The organism is Hymenobacter convexus (assembly GCF_030580955.1).
In the GTDB taxonomy this organism is placed as follows: Bacteria; Bacteroidota; Bacteroidia; order Cytophagales; family Hymenobacteraceae; genus Hymenobacter.
In genome coordinates, this window is the sequence record NZ_JAUQON010000002.1 from 70,008 (window position 1) to 86,463 (window position 16,456).

Genomic DNA, 16,456 nt, shown 5'->3' on the forward strand with positions numbered 1-16,456 from the left:
GAGCGCAGCAAAGGACCTTATTACTCCAGGACGGTTTCTGTTCGCCAGTGACAAGGCCCTTCGCTGCGCTCAGGATGACAGTTCCGCCCCATGCCCCCGCCTCTACTTCCGCTTATACAAACCCGGGGTTGCCGTAGGCTCATACGGGCCGAATACGCCGGGCAGCAACTGCTTGAGGCGCGGCACGTGCCGGCCCTGGTCGAGGAGGTAGGCGGGCGGGTTTTCGCCCATTTTCTGGGCTACGCGCACCACGGCGGCATACTCGTTGAGGTGGCCGAAATCGGCTTGCGAGAGCGACCAGTCGAGGTAGGGCGTGGCGGGGTGGTTGTAGAAATAGGCGCGGTCGTCGGGGCCGAGGATGAGCAGGGTCTGGCCGCGCAGGGCGGCGTAGCGCGGGTCGGGGGCGAGGCCGAAGCGGCTTTCGGCGGGCATGTGCAGCAGGGCTTCGAGGCGCGGCACGTGGGCCCGGTAGCGCAGCACCACCGCCGCGTTGATGATGAGCAGCAGCAGCAGCTCCTGTAACAGCGGGCGGGGGCTACGCTGCCACAAAAACAGGCTAAAGTAGCCCAGCGGCGTGAGCAGCAGCACCAGCACGCCCGGCGCCGTGCCGCGCTCCACGGCCGCCGTAGCAATGGCTACCAGCAGCCACACCAGCATCAGCTGCCGGAACTTGGCCTGAAACACCAGCCCCAGCGACGTGCCCAGTGACCGCAGCAGCGCCAGCGCCAGCACCACGCCCGGCACGATGAGCAGACGCAGCTGCAGGCCCGCCGGCAGTCCGCTGGCAATCAAATCAGTCAGCCCCGGCTGCAAGTGGAACTGCACAAACCCCGGCAGCGCCCCGATATAAAAGAAGAATGTGGCCACCAGCGCGTACGGAAAGAAAAACCCGCACAGCAGCAGCAAGGAGCTCCGAAAGGAATTCGCCGCAAAAATGACCACCGCAAACAAGCCCACCACCAAAAACAAGGCCAGCGGCAGGTAGCACAGCGCCCCCAGCCCAATCAGAAAGCCGGCCCGAAACAGGCGGCGGTTGTCATAGCCCTCGCGCGAAGTGGGCAGCAGCGCGCTCAGGGCAAATACCACGAACGTGTTGCCGAGCAGCAGCGGCGACAATGCATCTAAATCGGTGCTGACGCTGCCCAGCAGCAGGTAGGTTAGGGCGGCCACGTAGCCGCGCTCGGGGTGCACGTCATAGCGGTTGAACACGAGGTTGAGCCGCAGCGCCTGCACTAGCAGCAGCCCCAGCGCCACCACCCGGTAGAGCCACACCGGCCGGGCCAGCACGGCATCGAGCCCGCCAAAGAAGGCGGCGGCCAGCGGCGCGGTACCGTCGTAAAGGTCGCGGTAGGGCATGGCGCCGCCGTGCAGGCGCTCGCCCACCAGCAGGGCGCGCAGCTCGGCGGCCGTCACGGGCAGGCCGGCCCACAGCAGGGGCAGGCGCAGGGCCAGCACCAGTATCAGCAGGGCCAGCAGTTGGGCGGGCAGGGAGCTTTTGAAAAAGCGTAGCAAAGGGACGTGGTGAGGAAAGAGCCGGCAAAGGTATTGGCTACGAGAACTCCCCTTTCATGTCGCCTTATTTCCCTTGCCGCCCGAATCGTACCTTTGCCCTTTATTATGGAAAGCAAACGACAACAGAAAATGGCCAGCCTGCTCCAGCAGGAGTTGGCCGCCGTGCTCCAGCGCGACCTGCCGCACCTCTTCGGGGGTGGGCTGGCGCCCAGCATCAGCACCGTGAAAGTGACGCCCGACCTGGGCCAGGCCCGCGTGTACCTCAGCCTGCTGCTGGGCAACAACGCCACCGACCGCCTCGAAATTATCAAGGACAACGCCAAGGAAATCCGCCACGCCCTGGCCAAGCGCATCCGCCAAACGGCCCGCGTGGTGCCCGAGCTCATCTTCTTCCACGACGACAGCGCCGCCTACGCCGCCCACATGGACCAGGTGCTCGGCACGCTGCACATCCCCCCCGCGCCCAAAGACGACGAAGGCGAGGACGACGACAAACCGGCCCGCCCGCGCCTCTTTAATTAGGGTATGCGGGTCAGGAGGTGTGAGGGCAGGAGTTATCAGCACTTCTCTCTTTTGCCCCTCCTGCCCTCCTGCCCTCCTACCCTCATACCCTGCCTCCCCTCCCTTGTACTACGACCCGATTAAGAAGACGCTCGGCGATGTTTTTAACCGCACGCCGTGGCTGCGCCGCCTGTTTTACCACCTGCTCGACCTCTTGCTGCTGCGCACCTGGCACGTGCACCGCGAGCTGCGCCGTTGGGCCAAGGGCCGCACCCAGGAGCCGCTGAACATTCTGGACGCTGGCTCCGGCTACGGCCAGTATACTTACTGGATGAGCGGCCTGAGCGATAAGTGGAATATCCTGGCCGTGGACGTGAAGGAAGACCAGGTAGCCGACTCGAACGCCTTTTTCCGTCAGATTGGAAGGAAAAACGTGCAGTTTGCCGTGCAGGATTTGGTGCTCTACCAAGAGCCCAATTCGTTCGATTTGGCGCTGTCCGTTGACGTGATGGAGCACATTCTGGAAGACGTGGAGGTGTTTCGCAACATCCACGCTTCGCTGAAAGACGGCGGCATGCTCCTGATTTCGACCCCCAGCGACCAGGGCGGCTCCGACGTGCACGACGACGGCGAAACCAGCTTCATAGAGGAGCACGTGCGCGACGGCTACAACATCCGCGAAATCCAGCAGAAGCTCAGCACCGCCGGTTTCGAGCGCGTGGAGGCCCGCTACTCCTACGGCGAGCCCGGCCAGATTTCGTGGCGCCTGAGCATGAAATACCCGATATTGATGCTCGGCAAGTCGCGCCTCTTCTTCATCATCTTGCCTTTTTATTACCTCATCACCTTCCCGTTCTGCCTGCTGCTCAACTGGCTGGATGCCCGTACCGTGCACGATTCCGGCACGGGCCTCATTGTGAAGGCCTGGAAATAGCGCCAACGCGCCGGGGCCGGCCAGCGTTAGCCGGTTTTCAATAGTTTTACCCGAACTTGCCTCCTCCCAAACGGCCCGCCTTTCTGCCCGCTAACCCCCATTCGTGAGAGTACCCCTCCTCATTGCCCGGCGCTACTTCCGCTCGAAGAACAAGCGCAACATCATCACCATCATTTCCAACATTTCGATGATTGGCGTGGCGGTGGGCACCATGGCGCTCATTATTGTGCTGTCGGTGTTCAACGGGCTGGAGGATTTGGTGCGCACGCTCTACGGCAAATCGGACCCCAACCTGGTCATCTCGGCCACCAAAGGCAAAGCCTTCCCGGTAGACCGCACTTTCCTGGTGAAGCTGGAAAACACGCCCGGCGTAGCTCTGCTCACCGAAGTAATCGAGGACAACGCCCTGCTGCAATACCACGACCGCCAGATGGTGGTAAAAATGCGCGGCCTCTCGGACAACTACTTCGGCCAAAGCCAGATTGACGCCAACATCCGCGAAGGCGACCACCGCCTGCGCCGCGACAGCCTGGAGCTGGCCCTCGTCGGCGCCGGCGTGCAGCACGAGCTCAGCATCACGCTCAACAACCGGCTGGCGCCTATGCGCCTGCTTTACCCGCGCAACACGCCCGGCAAAAAAGCCCTCAGCACCGACCCCAGCAAGGCTTTCAACGAGGAAGACCTCATTGCCGGCGGCGTGTTCCTTATCGAGCAGCACATCGACGACAGCTACATTTTCGTGCCGCTCGAATTTGCCCAGCGCCTGCTCAACTACGGCAACCGCCGCACGGCCTTGTATGTGAAAGTGGGCCAGAGCTTCGAGATTGAGCAGGTGAAAAACCAGCTCCGCAAGCAGCTCGGCCCCGCCTTCAAAGTGCAGGATTCGGATGAGCAGCACGTGAGCTTGTTCAAGGCCATCAAAGTGGAGAAGCTGTTCGTCTTCATCACCTTCACGCTTATTCTGCTCATCGCCTCGCTCAACATCTTTTTCTCGCTCTCGATGCTGGTCATCGACAAGAAAAAGGACATTGCGGTGCTGCTGGCAATGGGCGCCAGCCAAAAAACGGTGCGCCGCACCTTCCTCTACGTGGGCGCCATTGTGGCGCTGGTGGGCGCGGCCACGGGCCTCGTGCTGGGCGTCACGCTGTGCTGGCTGCAGCAGCGCTTCGGTTTCGTGAGCATGGGCATGGCCACGAGCGTGGTGGACGCTTACCCGGTAAAAATGCAGGCATCGGACATCATTTTCACCTGCATGTCCATCATTCTCATCACGCTGGCCGTGAGCATCCGGCCCGCGCTGAATGCCAGCCGCCTAGACGTGCGCGAGAATTTATAGCCCCGGCGACATCCCAGCGGCCTTTCAGCCGTAAGCGCTAAGCCCGCCCTCCAGGCGCCAAGCTCCGCCGTGCATATTTCCGCTTTCGGCCCTACCTTGCGCCTTCCGCGTGCCCGGCTATGAAAGTATCTACCGCAGAACCGTTTCAAATCGTTTACTCGCTCTTCGAGCACGAGTTCCTCGGCCATTTATTTGCGGCCTACGTGGTGCAGCTCGGCCCGCGGGGTCAGCTCACGCTGCAGCACCAGACCGTATCGGGCAAGAATGCCCACGAGTTTGCCGCCGGTCTCGACGCCACCGACTTTGAGCTCGTCGAGCTCTGCGACCAGATTCAGCAGGAAGCCGTGGTGAAGGAATTCTGGCCCCGAAAAATTGCAACGGCCGAGTTTTTCCTCAAGACTTACAACGCCGAAAAAGGCGACAAGCCGCTGCAGGAAGCCATTTCCCGGCACGTGCAGGCGCGCATGGCGGCCATTCTGGCCCGGCTTTCGGGCAAGTGCGTGTTCATCATGGGCCGCGATGGCGAGCCCACCTGGAAGGAAATCGGATTGGCGCCGGCCAAGGCGTCTATCCTGTTCCACTTTCGGCGCAACGAAGAAGGCACGCACTACTTCCCTACCATTCAGTACCAGGGGCAGAAGCTTGATTTTCAATACAAAGATGCCGTGCTGGTGTGCCTGCAGCCCGCTTGGCTGCTGCTGAACGACCTGCTTTATTCTTTCCGCACCGAGGTAGATGGCAAAAAGCTGCTGCCGTTTCTGAAGAAGAAATTTATTGTGGTGCCGCGCAACGTAGAGGAAAGCTATTTCCAAAAGTTTGTGGCGCCGCTCATGGAGTCGTTTGAGGTGCACGCCCGCGGCTTCGACATTCGCTCGGAGCGCTACGTGGCCCGCCCGCGCCTCACGTTCAGCGACACTATTCCGGCGCCGCCCGTACCCGAAGCGCCTGTGCGCCCACCCGGGCCGCCGCGCCGGGGCCGCATCCCGCTGCCCAAGCCCATCGCGCCCTTGCTTACCGGCGCCGAAACCGAGCAGATTCACTTCGAGCTGAGCTTCCGCTACGGCCCGCACCTGATGCCGCTCGGCACCAGCAAACCTGTGAGCGTGCACCTCGAAAAAACGGCCGACAGCTACGTGTTCCACCGCTTGCTGCGCAACCCCGAGCAGGAACAAGCCACGGTGGAAGAGCTGCGCGCCCGCCAGCTCACCGTCGAAAACGGCCACGCCATCCTGCCTAAGAGCGAAGCCTTCAAGTGGTTGCACGATAATTCCCCTGCGCTTACCGAGTTGGGCTACACCGTGGAAGCCGCCGATTCGGCCACCAAAAGCTATTTCATCGGGCCTACCAGCGTGCACGTGGGCATTCAGGAAGCCGGCGACTGGTTTGATGTGCGCGGCACGGTGCGCTTCGGCGACATTGAGGTGCCGTTTATCCGGCTGCGCGGGCACATTCTGCAACGCCGCCGCGAATTCAAGCTGCCCAACGGCCAGATTGCCATCATCCCGGAAGAGTGGTTTACGGACTACCTGGAGCTGTTTGCCTTTGGCGAAGAGACGGAGGAAGGCCTGAACCTGCGCCGCCACCACCTGGCGTTAGTGGCTGATTTGCAGAGCAACGAGCTGGCCACCGTGCGCATGGGCCGCAAGCTGGAGAAGCTGCGCGACTTCGCCGAGGTGGAGGACCACCCGTTGCCGCTGGGCTTCCAGGGCGAGCTGCGCCCCTACCAGAAGGCCGGCTACAACTGGCTGCGCTTCGTGCAGGACTTCCACTTCGGCGGCTGCCTGGCCGACGATATGGGGCTTGGCAAAACCATTCAGACGCTGGCCATGCTGCAGCACCGCCACGAAAGCGGCGAAAACCAAGGCGCGGCGTCGCTGCTGGTGCTACCCACGTCGCTGGTATTTAACTGGTTGGCCGAGGCGGAGAAATTCACGCCCGACCTGCGCATCTTAGCCTATACGGGCACGTACCGCGATAAAAACCCTGACCGGTTTGCCGACTACGACGTGGTGATGACCAGCTACGGCATCGTACGTCTCGACACCGAATTGTTGGCCAGCTACAAGTTCGACTACGTGATTCTGGACGAGTCGCAGGCCATCAAAAACCCATCGAGCACTACCTCGCAGGCGGTGCGGCAGCTGCGCTCCAAGCACCGGCTCATCCTCACGGGCACGCCGGTGGAAAACAGCACGATGGACCTGTGGTCGCAGATGTCGTTCATCAACCCCGGCCTGCTGGGCACGCAGGCGTTTTTCCGCAAGGAATTTCTCAAGCCCATTGAGAAGCATCAGGACGAAGGCCGCACCCGGCGCCTGCATGCACTCATCAAACCGTTCATTCTGCGCCGGCATAAGGCGCAGGTGGCAAAGGAGTTGCCCGCGAAAACCGAACAGCTCAGCTACTGCCCCATGACGGAGGAGCAGGCCCACGCTTACGAGGAAACCAAGAGCTTCTACCGCAATAAAATCCTGCAGAACCTGGATGAGCACGGCCCGGCCAGCACGCAGTTTTTGCTGTTGCAGGGCCTCACGCGCCTGCGCCAGATTGCCAACCACCCGCGCCTGGCCGACGAGAATTACACCGGCGAGTCAGGCAAGCTGCGCGAGGTGCTGCGCATGATTCGCAACGTGGTGGCCGAAGGACACAAGGTATTGGTATTTAGCCAGTTTGTGCAACACCTGGCGTTGGTGCGGGCGGCGCTTGATGAGCGGCAGCTGGAATATGCTTACCTCGACGGCGCCACCCGCGACCGGCCCGCCGAGGTGGCCCGCTTCCAGAACGACGAAGACTTGAAAATCTTCCTCATCAGCCTGAAAGCCGGCGGCGTGGGCCTCAACCTCACCGCCGCCGACTACGTCTTCATCCTCGACCCGTGGTGGAACCCCGCCGTGGAAGCCCAGGCCGTGGACCGCGCCCACCGCATTGGCCAGCTCCGGCCGGTGTTTACCTACAAATTCATCTCGCAGGGCACGGTGGAAGAGAAAATTCTTGCCTTGCAGCGCCGCAAGCTGGCGCTGGTGAGCGAGCTGATTGCGACGGACGAAGCGGTGATTAAGCACCTCACCCGGGCCGACATCGAGGAGCTGCTGGGATAAAGAATTACGGGCCCGCATCATCTCCTAGAGCCAAAGCAGTTGTTTTTCTACATACAGTTTTGAAGACAAGGCATTTGCTCATCCTTTCGCGTTTTCTCACGACCATGACCGGTAGAAAACCTGCACCTTTCGGCCTTATTTCAAACAGTCAAAATCAAGGATTTTATTTAACCATTCTGGTTTCTGGTTTAAATTTTCCATATTTGTTCCCTGATTTTTATTTGTCAGCTGGCTCTTAATCAACTCCACTCATGAAATGCGTTGACTTCTCGCCACATTGGTCGCGATTAGTCCTTGTCATGGGGATGGCATTAGCCGGGCAGTACGCGAGGGCGCAACCCAATCGGCGGCTGCCGGAACAAAAGACGGCATCGCCTTCGCCGGCTCCGGCGCCGTCGAACCAGCTCTCGGCCTTGAAAACGGAAGAAGCCCTGCGCATGCTGCTACGCGCCGATTCGGTGGCGTCGCAACGCCAGCGGGCAAAGCTGGGCCCGGAATCCAGCGGCTTGGTCATCGACCAGACGATTACCAAAATTGGCCACGATTTTTACGACCAGTTTTATAGTCGTTGGGAAGCACCGGCCGGGGTCGATGACTTTACGATAGTGGTGGGAGAAAAGCCCTCCCGCGGCAACAACGCCATTATCACGCTGACGGTCAACGACGAGCAGCTGCTGGAATTTCCTTTGCAGGGCAAGGAGGAAATGATTTCGGATGCTTCCCAGCAAGCCATTGAAATCGCCGCAAGTTCTCTGCAACAGGCCTTCAACCTCAGCCAGCAATTGGAGCGCGGCAATAAACAAGCACTGGAAACATATTAGCCTTCTACTTCCACTTTTCTTTCCCTCACAATGAAATCATTTTTTACGCTTGTGGGCCTGCTGGCCCTTCTGTTATCCGGCCACAGCGTTTGCGCGCAGGACTTTGTGTACGAGCCCAAAAACCCGGCTTTTGGTGGCGGCAACACCTTCAACTACTCTTGGCTTCTCAGCTCAGCCCAGGCCCAGAGCACTATCGTGGACCCGGCCACTAAAACCGCCGCTACCGCTCAGGACCCGCTGGCCAATTTTGCGGCCAGCCTCAACCAGCAGGTGCTGGCCCAGCTGAGCAGCCGCCTGATTGCCAATCAGTTTGGCCAGGGCGCCATCAAACCGGGGAATTATACCGTCGGCACCTACCAGATTCAGATAACGCCTGGCGCGACGGGCATCGGCGTGCAGGTTACCGACACCTCAACCGGCAACCAGACCACCATCACCATTCCCAACGGGTTTTAACCCGCAGCGGCCGCACCCCGCCGAAAATCTTACTCCACCTTTTTTTCTGCTTACATGCTCCTGCGTCGCTTGCTGACTGCCGTAGTGCTCCTGCTATTGGCAGGGCTCGGCGGCTGCGCCTCCTATTTCCATCAAACGTTTATGAACCCCGACCGGGCCCGGCTCGGAGCCGAGGTGAACGGCAATGAGGTGTGGCGCCACCTGCCTCCCGCCCGGCAGCGGGTGGTGGTGGCGGTGTATAAATTCCGGGACCAGACGGGGCAATACAAGCCCCAAGCCAACGGTTCCAGCTTCTCAACGGCCGTGACACAGGGGGCCACCACGGTGCTGCTGCGCGCCCTTGAGGAATCGCAATGGTTTGACCCCATTGAGCGCGAAAACCTGGGCAACCTGCTGAACGAGCGTAAAATCATCCGCTCAACGCGCGACGAATACGCGCAGCAAACCGGCCAGCGCCAGCCCAACTTGCCGCCGCTACTGTTTGCCGGCATCATTCTGGAAGGCGGCATCATCTCCTACGATTCCAATATTCTGACCGGCGGGGCCGGTCTGCGCTACTTCGGGGCCGGCGCCTCGGGCCAGTACCGCCAGGACCGGGTGACGGTGTACCTGCGCGCCATCAGTACCAACACGGGCAAGATTCTCAAGACGGTTTACACGTCCAAAACCATTTTGTCGCAACAGGTCGACGCCAGCCTCTTTCAGTTCGTGGCCTTCAAGCGCCTGCTCGAAACCGAAACCGGCTTCACCTACAACGAGCCCAGCGAGATGGCCGTGAAAGAGGCCATCGAGAAATCGGTGCAGGCGCTTATTTACGAAGGCTTACTCTCCCGCATCTGGACATCGACCGATACGGCGGCTACCCGCGGCCTGCCCATGCAGGCATACTTGCGCGAAAAAGACGAAAACCTTGCCTACGACCCCCTGGGCCGCCAGACCAACTACCGTCGGCGCCCCCTCGGCGTGGGCTTCAATGGCGCCGTGCAGTTATACCAAGGCGACTTTGCCCTGCCCCAATACCGGGCGGCTGGCGAGGTAACTCTGCGTTACCGTTTGGGCGATGGCTATTTCAGCACCTTCCTGAACGCGGGGCGGGGCACACTAGCTGCAGGACCACAGGGGCAGTATTTCACCCAACATGTCAACTACACGGAAGCCGGTTTGCTGGCTTGCCTGTTTCCCTACGACCGGTTTTCGCCCTATTTGCTGCTTGGCGCGGGGGCCTCGGCCAAAGGCTTTTCAAATTTAGGCAACGCCAATAACTTGGTGCCGCACGCCGTAGCGGGCATAGGAGGGGAGTTTTTGGTGACGCCCAGGCTGGGCATTAACGTTGGTATCGACAACCACTTCTACTTGTCCGACCGGATTGACCAAGTGGTGCAGGGCCGTTACAACGACTACTACTGGGGTGGCCGTCTGGGTGTTATCTTCTATTTGGGGAAGGGGAATTCAGATAATTTTTATAAAAAATAAAATTTTTTTTATAAAATATTAAGTCGCTGATTGTCAGTATTTTTAAAAATTAGTATTATTATATATTAAATCGGGAAAGTTATAATAATCTTAAAAAGATATAACTTTTTGATTTATTATTAAAATAATTTTTATGTGGGCTGTTTGGATTTGGTGTAATGTCAATATACTTTTGTCATGTCCTCTGCAAAAGGCAATTAATTCTTGCTTTACAAACAAAACCCAAACCCAATTCCCAACCCAAATTCCACACTCTCATGAAAAAAATTACCATCCTCGCCGCCACTTTGATGGCTATCGGCTTCACCGCCAACGCTCAGTCGTCGCAGGTTTCGACCGCAGCAAGCACCTACCGTAATCCTGCTTTCACGCCCCTGACTCCTTTCGCTCCTGGTGGGGTTACCCACAATGCAGCGGTGACGGGTGCTTCTGCTGGCACTCCCGCTGGTACTTATGGCTCCTATAATCAGGATTCGCGGGTAGACCAGCAGGGCACGCACAACGAAGCCGCCATCGAACAGATTGACGCCCGCTCGGGTGCCACCGGCGGTAGCACGGCCAACTTGGTGCAGAGCGGTGATTACAACACTGCCACCCAATATCAGGCCAGCGCTGGCAACACGGGGGCCGGCCGCAACACCATGTATGCCACCCAGGCTGGTACGTACAGCGAGTCCAACCAGTCGCAATACAATGTTGCCGATGCTCACGCTCAGGTAACTCAGGCTGCCGGTTCGACGGCTAACTTGGCCAGCCAGACGCAGAGCGGCGGCTCGGATTTGAGCGCCTTTATCAACCAGACGGGCGCTTCCAGCGGCAACCACGCCGACCAAAGCCAGATTAACGCGACCTTCACGACGGCCGTTGCCATTCAGGATGGTACCAACAGCCACTCCTCGCAAACGCAAAGCGGCTACGGCAACGACGCCGGTGTGCACCAAGGCGTTGGCAGCGGCAACACGGCCTTGCAGTCGCAGTCGGGCAGCTACCTCAACGCCAGCATCAACCAAACCGGCGCACTTGCTAGCGGCAACTATGCCAAGCAGGACCAGACGGGCTACAGCAACAACGCGTCGATTGAGCAGCACAGCGCCAACAACTACGCTCAACAGGCTCAGGGCAACAACACCGGCACCTACCAGAACAACACGTCACTTATTCTGCAGAGCAACGTGTCTTCGGCAGCATTCACCAGCCAGACCGGTGGTGCTTTCAACACGGTGGTTGTTAACCAGCACTAATCATTCGGCAGCTTGGAATACCAAGCCTACGAGCTAAAATGCGCCAAGTCTTGGCTACCTTCAGGGGTAGCCGGGGCTTGGCCCATTTGGTATTATCTTTCCTGCCTTTCCTAATCCGGCTTTTGCTCCATGAAACAGCGCTCTATTTGTACGCTCACGGGTGTTATGGCACTTTTTGCCTGTTCGGCGCAGGCCCAGCAGCGCATGCCCAGCGAAGCAGCTACTTCGGAGCAGCGCTTGGCGGAAGACATTGGCCTGGACCAGTTGCCCACCTCGTCGGGCGCTACGCGCAACAACTCCGTACTCGTCCAAACCGGCACGGGTAACGTGTCGAAACTAGACCAGCAAAGCCTTGCTTCGCCGGAGAATCAGGCTTATCTGGAACAAGCCGGCTTTTCCAACACCGCAGCCATGAATCAGATTGGCGGAGGAAACCGTGTTTACCTCCTGCAAAACGGCGCCAGCAACACGGCGGGATTTACCCAACGGGGGCAAGGCAACACCACAACCCTGTCGCAGCAGGGGGGGGGCAACAAGATTACGGGGACCTCCGGGAACAGCGAGTTTACACTGGAGGGCGACCGCAACACCCTAAAAATCTCCCAAACCGGGGTGAATAATACGGTAAAAGGGGACGTCCGCGAAAGCGACCGGACGTACGACATCCGGCAATACGGGGTCAATAATACCCTCACCCAGATTGAAACTTCTTCGCAAACACCCAAGGGGTATAGCATCGAAATGCGTGGCCAAGGCATTAACCTCACCATTGAGCAAAGCAAGGTGGTGCCCGGCGTGCGTTAGCCCTTCGCCGCGCTGGTTACCGAAAGAGGCTTAATGCGTTCACGCATGTAGCCTCTTTTTATTTCCCAGCATCCGAATTGCGCAATCAGCAGGCCACCCTCACCGGGCGGATTTTTGTACCTGACACGGGTTATTCAAACGCTTCATTTATTTCCCCATGCTGCAACTACTTTTTTTGCTAATGGGCGGGCAAAACCCCGCCACCCCGCCCTGTAAGGCCCGGCTAGAGCTGCACCAACAAGAAGGCATGATGACCGTAACGGGGCATTGCCGCAACCTGCTGCCCACGGCCGGCCGCTATCGGTATGAACTGTTAACGATGCGCGAGGGCGCTGGGGGACGCTCGCAGAATACGCAACGCGGCGAGTTCGAAGTAGCCTCCCAGCAAGAAATAGCATTGTCGCAAACACGGGTCAACGTTTCGGCGCAGGACAGTTACCAGATTCGTTTACGGGTACTGGATATGGCCGGGCATGCGGTGGCGCAAGACTCGGCCTCTCAAAATATGACTCGCTAACTTTATAGCTCCATTTTCTGACGCTGTGATAAACACGTACTTTATACCTCCTGTTTGGGAGCGACGCCTGGTATCTGCTTTCCGGCTACTTTGCTGCCTGTGCCTGCTTAGTGCCTGCCAGGAAGACCAAGTGGTGCCGGCTTATTATGGCACCGTGACGGGCACAGTGCTGGACGGGCGCACGAACCTGCCAGTGGCCAACGCTTCGGTGACCACCAATCCGGCCACCAGCTCTTACCTGACCAACGCACAAGGCAAGTTCCAAATCGATAACGTGCCGGCGGGCCGCTTGGCCATCACCGTCACCAAGACCGATTACCAACAGGTTTCGGCCAACGTGACGGTGTATGATACGCAGGTGGCAGACGTTTCGCTGGTGCTGACGAAAAGCAGTTCGGCCATTCCAACGGCGCCCACCCGGCCTTCGCCGGCCAACCAAGCCACGGGGCAGCCCACTACGGTGGTACTGGCCTGGCATCCCGTCAATGCCACGGCCAGCGACTCGCTGCGCTACGATGTATTGCTTTTTGAGAGTAATAATGTCAACGCCACATCTTTGCTGACAAACTCCAAAGACACCACCGTAACAGCAGCCAATCTTAAGTACGGCACCACTTACTACTGGCAGGTGACGGTGCGCAACCCAGCCGGCGGCTCCGCCCGAGGCCCGGTATGGAACTTCCAGACGGCCAGCCTGCCCAACAACCGCTACCTGTATGCCCGCACTGTGGCCGGCAACACGGACATTTATTCGTCTGACGGCGCAGGCAACAATCTGCTCCGCCTCACGAGCGCCGCAACGGCCGAAACGGCCCCCCAATTGAGTCCAAACCGGGATTTGATAGCCTACGCGTCCAATGCCAGCGGCCAGTACCAATTATATACCATGAACCGGGACGGTTCGAATCCGCGGCAGATTACCACACTTTCGGTGGAAGGGTACAACAACCCCGGCATCGGGTACCGCTGGTCGCCGGACGGGGCCCAACTGGTGTATGCGCACTATGACCAACTCTACCGCATCAACCGCGATGGCACTGGCCTGACGCTACTGGCGACCGCGCCGACGGGCCGCCATTTCCGCGAGTGCGACTGGACGGTGCAAAACGGTGGCCGCCTGGTGGTGCAAACTGTGGGGCAGAACGTGTACGATGCCGAATTATATCTCTACAACGTGGATGGCAGCAACCCCACCCTGTTTTTGGGCAACCTGGCGGGGCGGCTCGATTCGCCGAACTTCAGTTTGGACGGGCTATCGGTGCTTTATTCCCGCGACGTGGCCGGATTCAACGACCCCGGTGGACGGCAGCTCGACGCCCATGTCTTCATTCGGCGGATTGACGGCACTTCAACTCTCGACATCACGGCCAACACAACGGGCATCCAGGGGAAAATACTGGGTACCAACGATATTCAGTGCCGTTTTTCGCCCGATGGCTTTCGCGTCATTTTTGTCAACCGCGTGAATGATGACCTCACTCCCCCGGAGGTTTGGACCATGGACCTCGACGGACGCAACCGCAGCAAGCTCTTCTCTAACGCTTTCTGGCCAGACTGGAAATAATATAGACTCGCGGCTTAGCCGTTTGAGTAAGGCGAAGGTTTTGATAATGCTGGCCGGCCGCACCTGAGGGGACCTGCCGAGGAAGGCGAATGGCTTCGTGTGTGGGCTAAGAGCGGACAAAAGAACGGGCCTTATCTCACCAAAAAGGCCTTACTTTACAGGAAGCAGGATTTTTACTTCCTTTTTTCCTGCGTCGTTGACGTCCGAGCTGTTGCTTATGAAGGCCTTTTGGGCATTGGTGCTGGTTCTGTTGCCTTCCTTGCTACGCGCGCAGGCTTCAACGCCCGCGCCCACCAGCCTGTACGCCGATGCCCAGGGCCGCTACCAGCTAAGCTACCCCCGCACCTGGCAGCTGCGCCGCGACGCGGGCGATGCCGAGGCGGCTTTCTACGCGCCAGCGACGGGCCAGCCGGTGCCGGCCGTGGTCACCCTTACGGTCCGGGCCCTGCCCGATGCCCTGAAGGACCGCAAGCTCACCGCGCCCGGCGCGCAGGACTCGCTCTGGCGCAGTATTAGGGCGCTGCCCAAGGCCCTGGTGGTGCGCTTGGAGCAGAAAGACTACGGCCGCTACGAGGAGGTGCGCTACGAATACACTTACGCCCCCGATGCGGCCCTGCCGAAGCGCCTGCGCGTGGCGGGCCGGCGCATCTGGCGCGTGGGCTACGAGTTTCAGGTAGAGTACCGGGCCGAAACCGCGCAGGACGCCCGCTGTCTGCGCGAGGGCCAGCAGTTGCTCGATTCCTTTGCCTTCACCGACAAAACCATCGGCAGCCGCCGCTACGCCGACCAGGTGTGCGACAGCAAGATGTACGGCATCGCGGCCGTGAGCCGGCGCACGGGCCAATGGGAAGACGACTGCCGCACGATTCACGAGTTTTCGACTGATGACTTATCCGAGGCACCCACGGTGCACCGGGAGGTGCTGCCGTTCCAGTCCTATGCGCTGGCCAAGGGGTTCGACAACTGCCTGTATTCGGTGACGAAAGCGCCCACCGACCGGCCCGAGCTGGTATACCGCTACGACCCCGCCACCCGGCGCGGCGCCTACACCACCTGGCAACTGCCGGCCCAGGGCTTGAACAACATCTGGATTTCGGCCGCTACCGACGAGCGCGGCGACCTGTACTTCCTCACCTCCGATGCCAAGCGGCTGGTGAAGGTGAGCCCCAGCGAAGGCGGCGCCGTGACGGTGGTGTGGACCAAAGACCCCACGCAATCGGCCTCTTATTACCCCAACATCGCCTTTCCCGGCGCGGGCACGCACGGCAACTTCTGCCTCGACGCCACCAACACCATGTACCTCGTGTACAGCACCGACGGCTCGTTGCTGAAAGTGGACATGAAAGCCCAGGCCCCGTTTCCGGAGCAGCTGATGCTCACGGGCTTGCCCAAGCGCGGCGGCTACAGCGACGTGCTGCTGCAAAACGACGAATCGGGCCGCCGCCGCTTGTTTCTGGCCGGCCCGCACAGCCTCTACAAGGTGGATTTGGCCCGGCAAAAAGCGCATTTCGTGCGGCGGGGCACCTACACCGATTTGGCGGGCTGCAACGTTTTTCACGTCGTGTACCGGTCGCCCCCGCCGCCGCCCACGGCCACCGCCCCGTGGCGCGGCCGGGTGCTGAATGCCGCCACCTACCAGCCGCTGTCGGCCGCCGAGCTGCACATTGGCAGCGAGCGGGCCAGCGCGGTGGTGCCGCTTACGTCGGAGGGCGGCTTTGCGTACAGCGCTGTACCGGGCAAACCGTATTACTACCGGGCGCAAATGCCCGGTTTCGTGGATGCCGACAGCAGCTGGACGATGGGTGCCGGGGCCGCGGTGCGCGACATTCTGCTCCAGCCCCTGGCCGTGGGCACCACCCTGCCGCTGGCCAACGTGCAGTTTGAGCAGGGCCAGGCCGTGCTGCTGCCCACTTCCTTCGCCGCGCTAAAACAGCTGGTGGAGTTGATGACGCTCAACCCGGGCCTCACCATCGAGCTGCGGGGCCACACCGACAACGTGGGCGAGCCGGCCAAGAATGTGGCCCTGAGCGAAGCCCGCGTGGCGGCCGTAAAATCCTACCTCACGGCGCACGGCGTGGCCGAAACCCGCGTCACCGGCATTGGCTTTGGCGGGGCCAAGCCGGCGGCCAGCAACGCCCAGGAAGCCACCCGCAAGCTCAACCGACGGGTAGAGTTTCGGGTAACGGGGATTTGATTGGT

General features: G+C 60.0%; 13 protein-coding genes. 12 read left to right on the forward strand and 1 reads right to left on the reverse strand.

From position 1 onward, the window contains the following. Positions 1-102 precede the first annotated feature (102 nt). Positions 103-1,512, reverse strand: a complete 1,410-nt coding sequence (locus Q4S41_RS03805) for a hypothetical protein (RefSeq protein ID WP_305029778.1) — start codon at positions 1,510-1,512, stop codon at positions 103-105. A gap of 105 nt (positions 1,513-1,617) precedes the next feature. Here Q4S41_RS03805 and Q4S41_RS03810 point away from each other — a divergent pair, with 105 nt between their 5' ends. From Q4S41_RS03810 to Q4S41_RS03865, 12 genes are all read left to right on the forward strand, one after another. Further along, a complete protein-coding gene (locus tag Q4S41_RS03810) occupies positions 1,618-2,034 on the forward strand; it encodes a ribosome-binding factor A (RefSeq protein WP_305029779.1) in 417 nt (138 codons plus the stop codon). A 103-nt stretch (positions 2,035-2,137) separates the two neighbouring features. Further along, on the forward strand, positions 2,138-2,947 hold the full coding sequence (locus tag Q4S41_RS03815; RefSeq protein ID WP_305029780.1) for a class I SAM-dependent methyltransferase: 810 nt from the start codon (positions 2,138-2,140) through the stop codon (positions 2,945-2,947). 103 nt (positions 2,948-3,050) lie between these two features. Then, positions 3,051-4,283 (forward strand): ABC transporter permease, encoded by a 1,233-nt coding sequence (locus tag Q4S41_RS03820; protein WP_305029781.1) that lies wholly within the window; start codon positions 3,051-3,053, stop codon positions 4,281-4,283. A gap of 119 nt (positions 4,284-4,402) precedes the next feature. After that, positions 4,403-7,381 carry a DEAD/DEAH box helicase gene (locus Q4S41_RS03825; RefSeq protein ID WP_305029782.1) on the forward strand — a complete coding sequence of 993 codons (2,979 nt, stop codon included), beginning with the start codon at positions 4,403-4,405 and terminating at the stop codon, positions 7,379-7,381. Positions 7,382-7,632: 251 nt separating this feature from the next. After that, positions 7,633-8,202, forward strand: a complete 570-nt coding sequence (locus tag Q4S41_RS03830) for a CsgE family curli-type amyloid fiber assembly protein (protein WP_305029783.1) — start codon at positions 7,633-7,635, stop codon at positions 8,200-8,202. Positions 8,203-8,232: 30 nt separating this feature from the next. Then, the gene (locus tag Q4S41_RS03835) at positions 8,233-8,658 is read left to right on the forward strand and encodes a curli production assembly/transport component CsgF (RefSeq protein WP_305029784.1); all 426 of its coding nucleotides are present in this window, start codon (positions 8,233-8,235) and stop codon (positions 8,656-8,658) included. 54 nt (positions 8,659-8,712) lie between these two features. Beyond that, a complete protein-coding gene (locus tag Q4S41_RS03840) occupies positions 8,713-10,131 on the forward strand; it encodes a CsgG/HfaB family protein (protein ID WP_305029785.1) in 1,419 nt (472 codons plus the stop codon). Between the two features lie 257 nt (positions 10,132-10,388). Then, positions 10,389-11,372, forward strand: coding sequence for a hypothetical protein (locus Q4S41_RS03845; RefSeq protein ID WP_305029786.1), 984 nt, complete (start codon positions 10,389-10,391; stop codon positions 11,370-11,372). Positions 11,373-11,501: 129 nt separating this feature from the next. Continuing rightward, positions 11,502-12,176, forward strand: a complete 675-nt coding sequence (locus Q4S41_RS03850) for a hypothetical protein (RefSeq protein ID WP_305029787.1) — start codon at positions 11,502-11,504, stop codon at positions 12,174-12,176. 157 nt (positions 12,177-12,333) lie between these two features. Further along, complete coding sequence (csgH, locus tag Q4S41_RS03855; protein ID WP_305029788.1) at positions 12,334-12,693, forward strand: curli-like amyloid fiber formation chaperone CsgH; 360 nt, start codon at positions 12,334-12,336, stop codon at positions 12,691-12,693. A 25-nt stretch (positions 12,694-12,718) separates the two neighbouring features. Next, entirely contained in the window at positions 12,719-14,257 is a 1,539-nt protein-coding gene (locus tag Q4S41_RS03860) for a carboxypeptidase-like regulatory domain-containing protein (protein WP_305029789.1), read from the forward strand. Between the two features lie 217 nt (positions 14,258-14,474). Beyond that, positions 14,475-16,451, forward strand: coding sequence for an OmpA family protein (locus Q4S41_RS03865; RefSeq protein WP_305029790.1), 1,977 nt, complete (start codon positions 14,475-14,477; stop codon positions 16,449-16,451). The last annotated feature ends 5 nt before the right edge of the window (positions 16,452-16,456 follow it).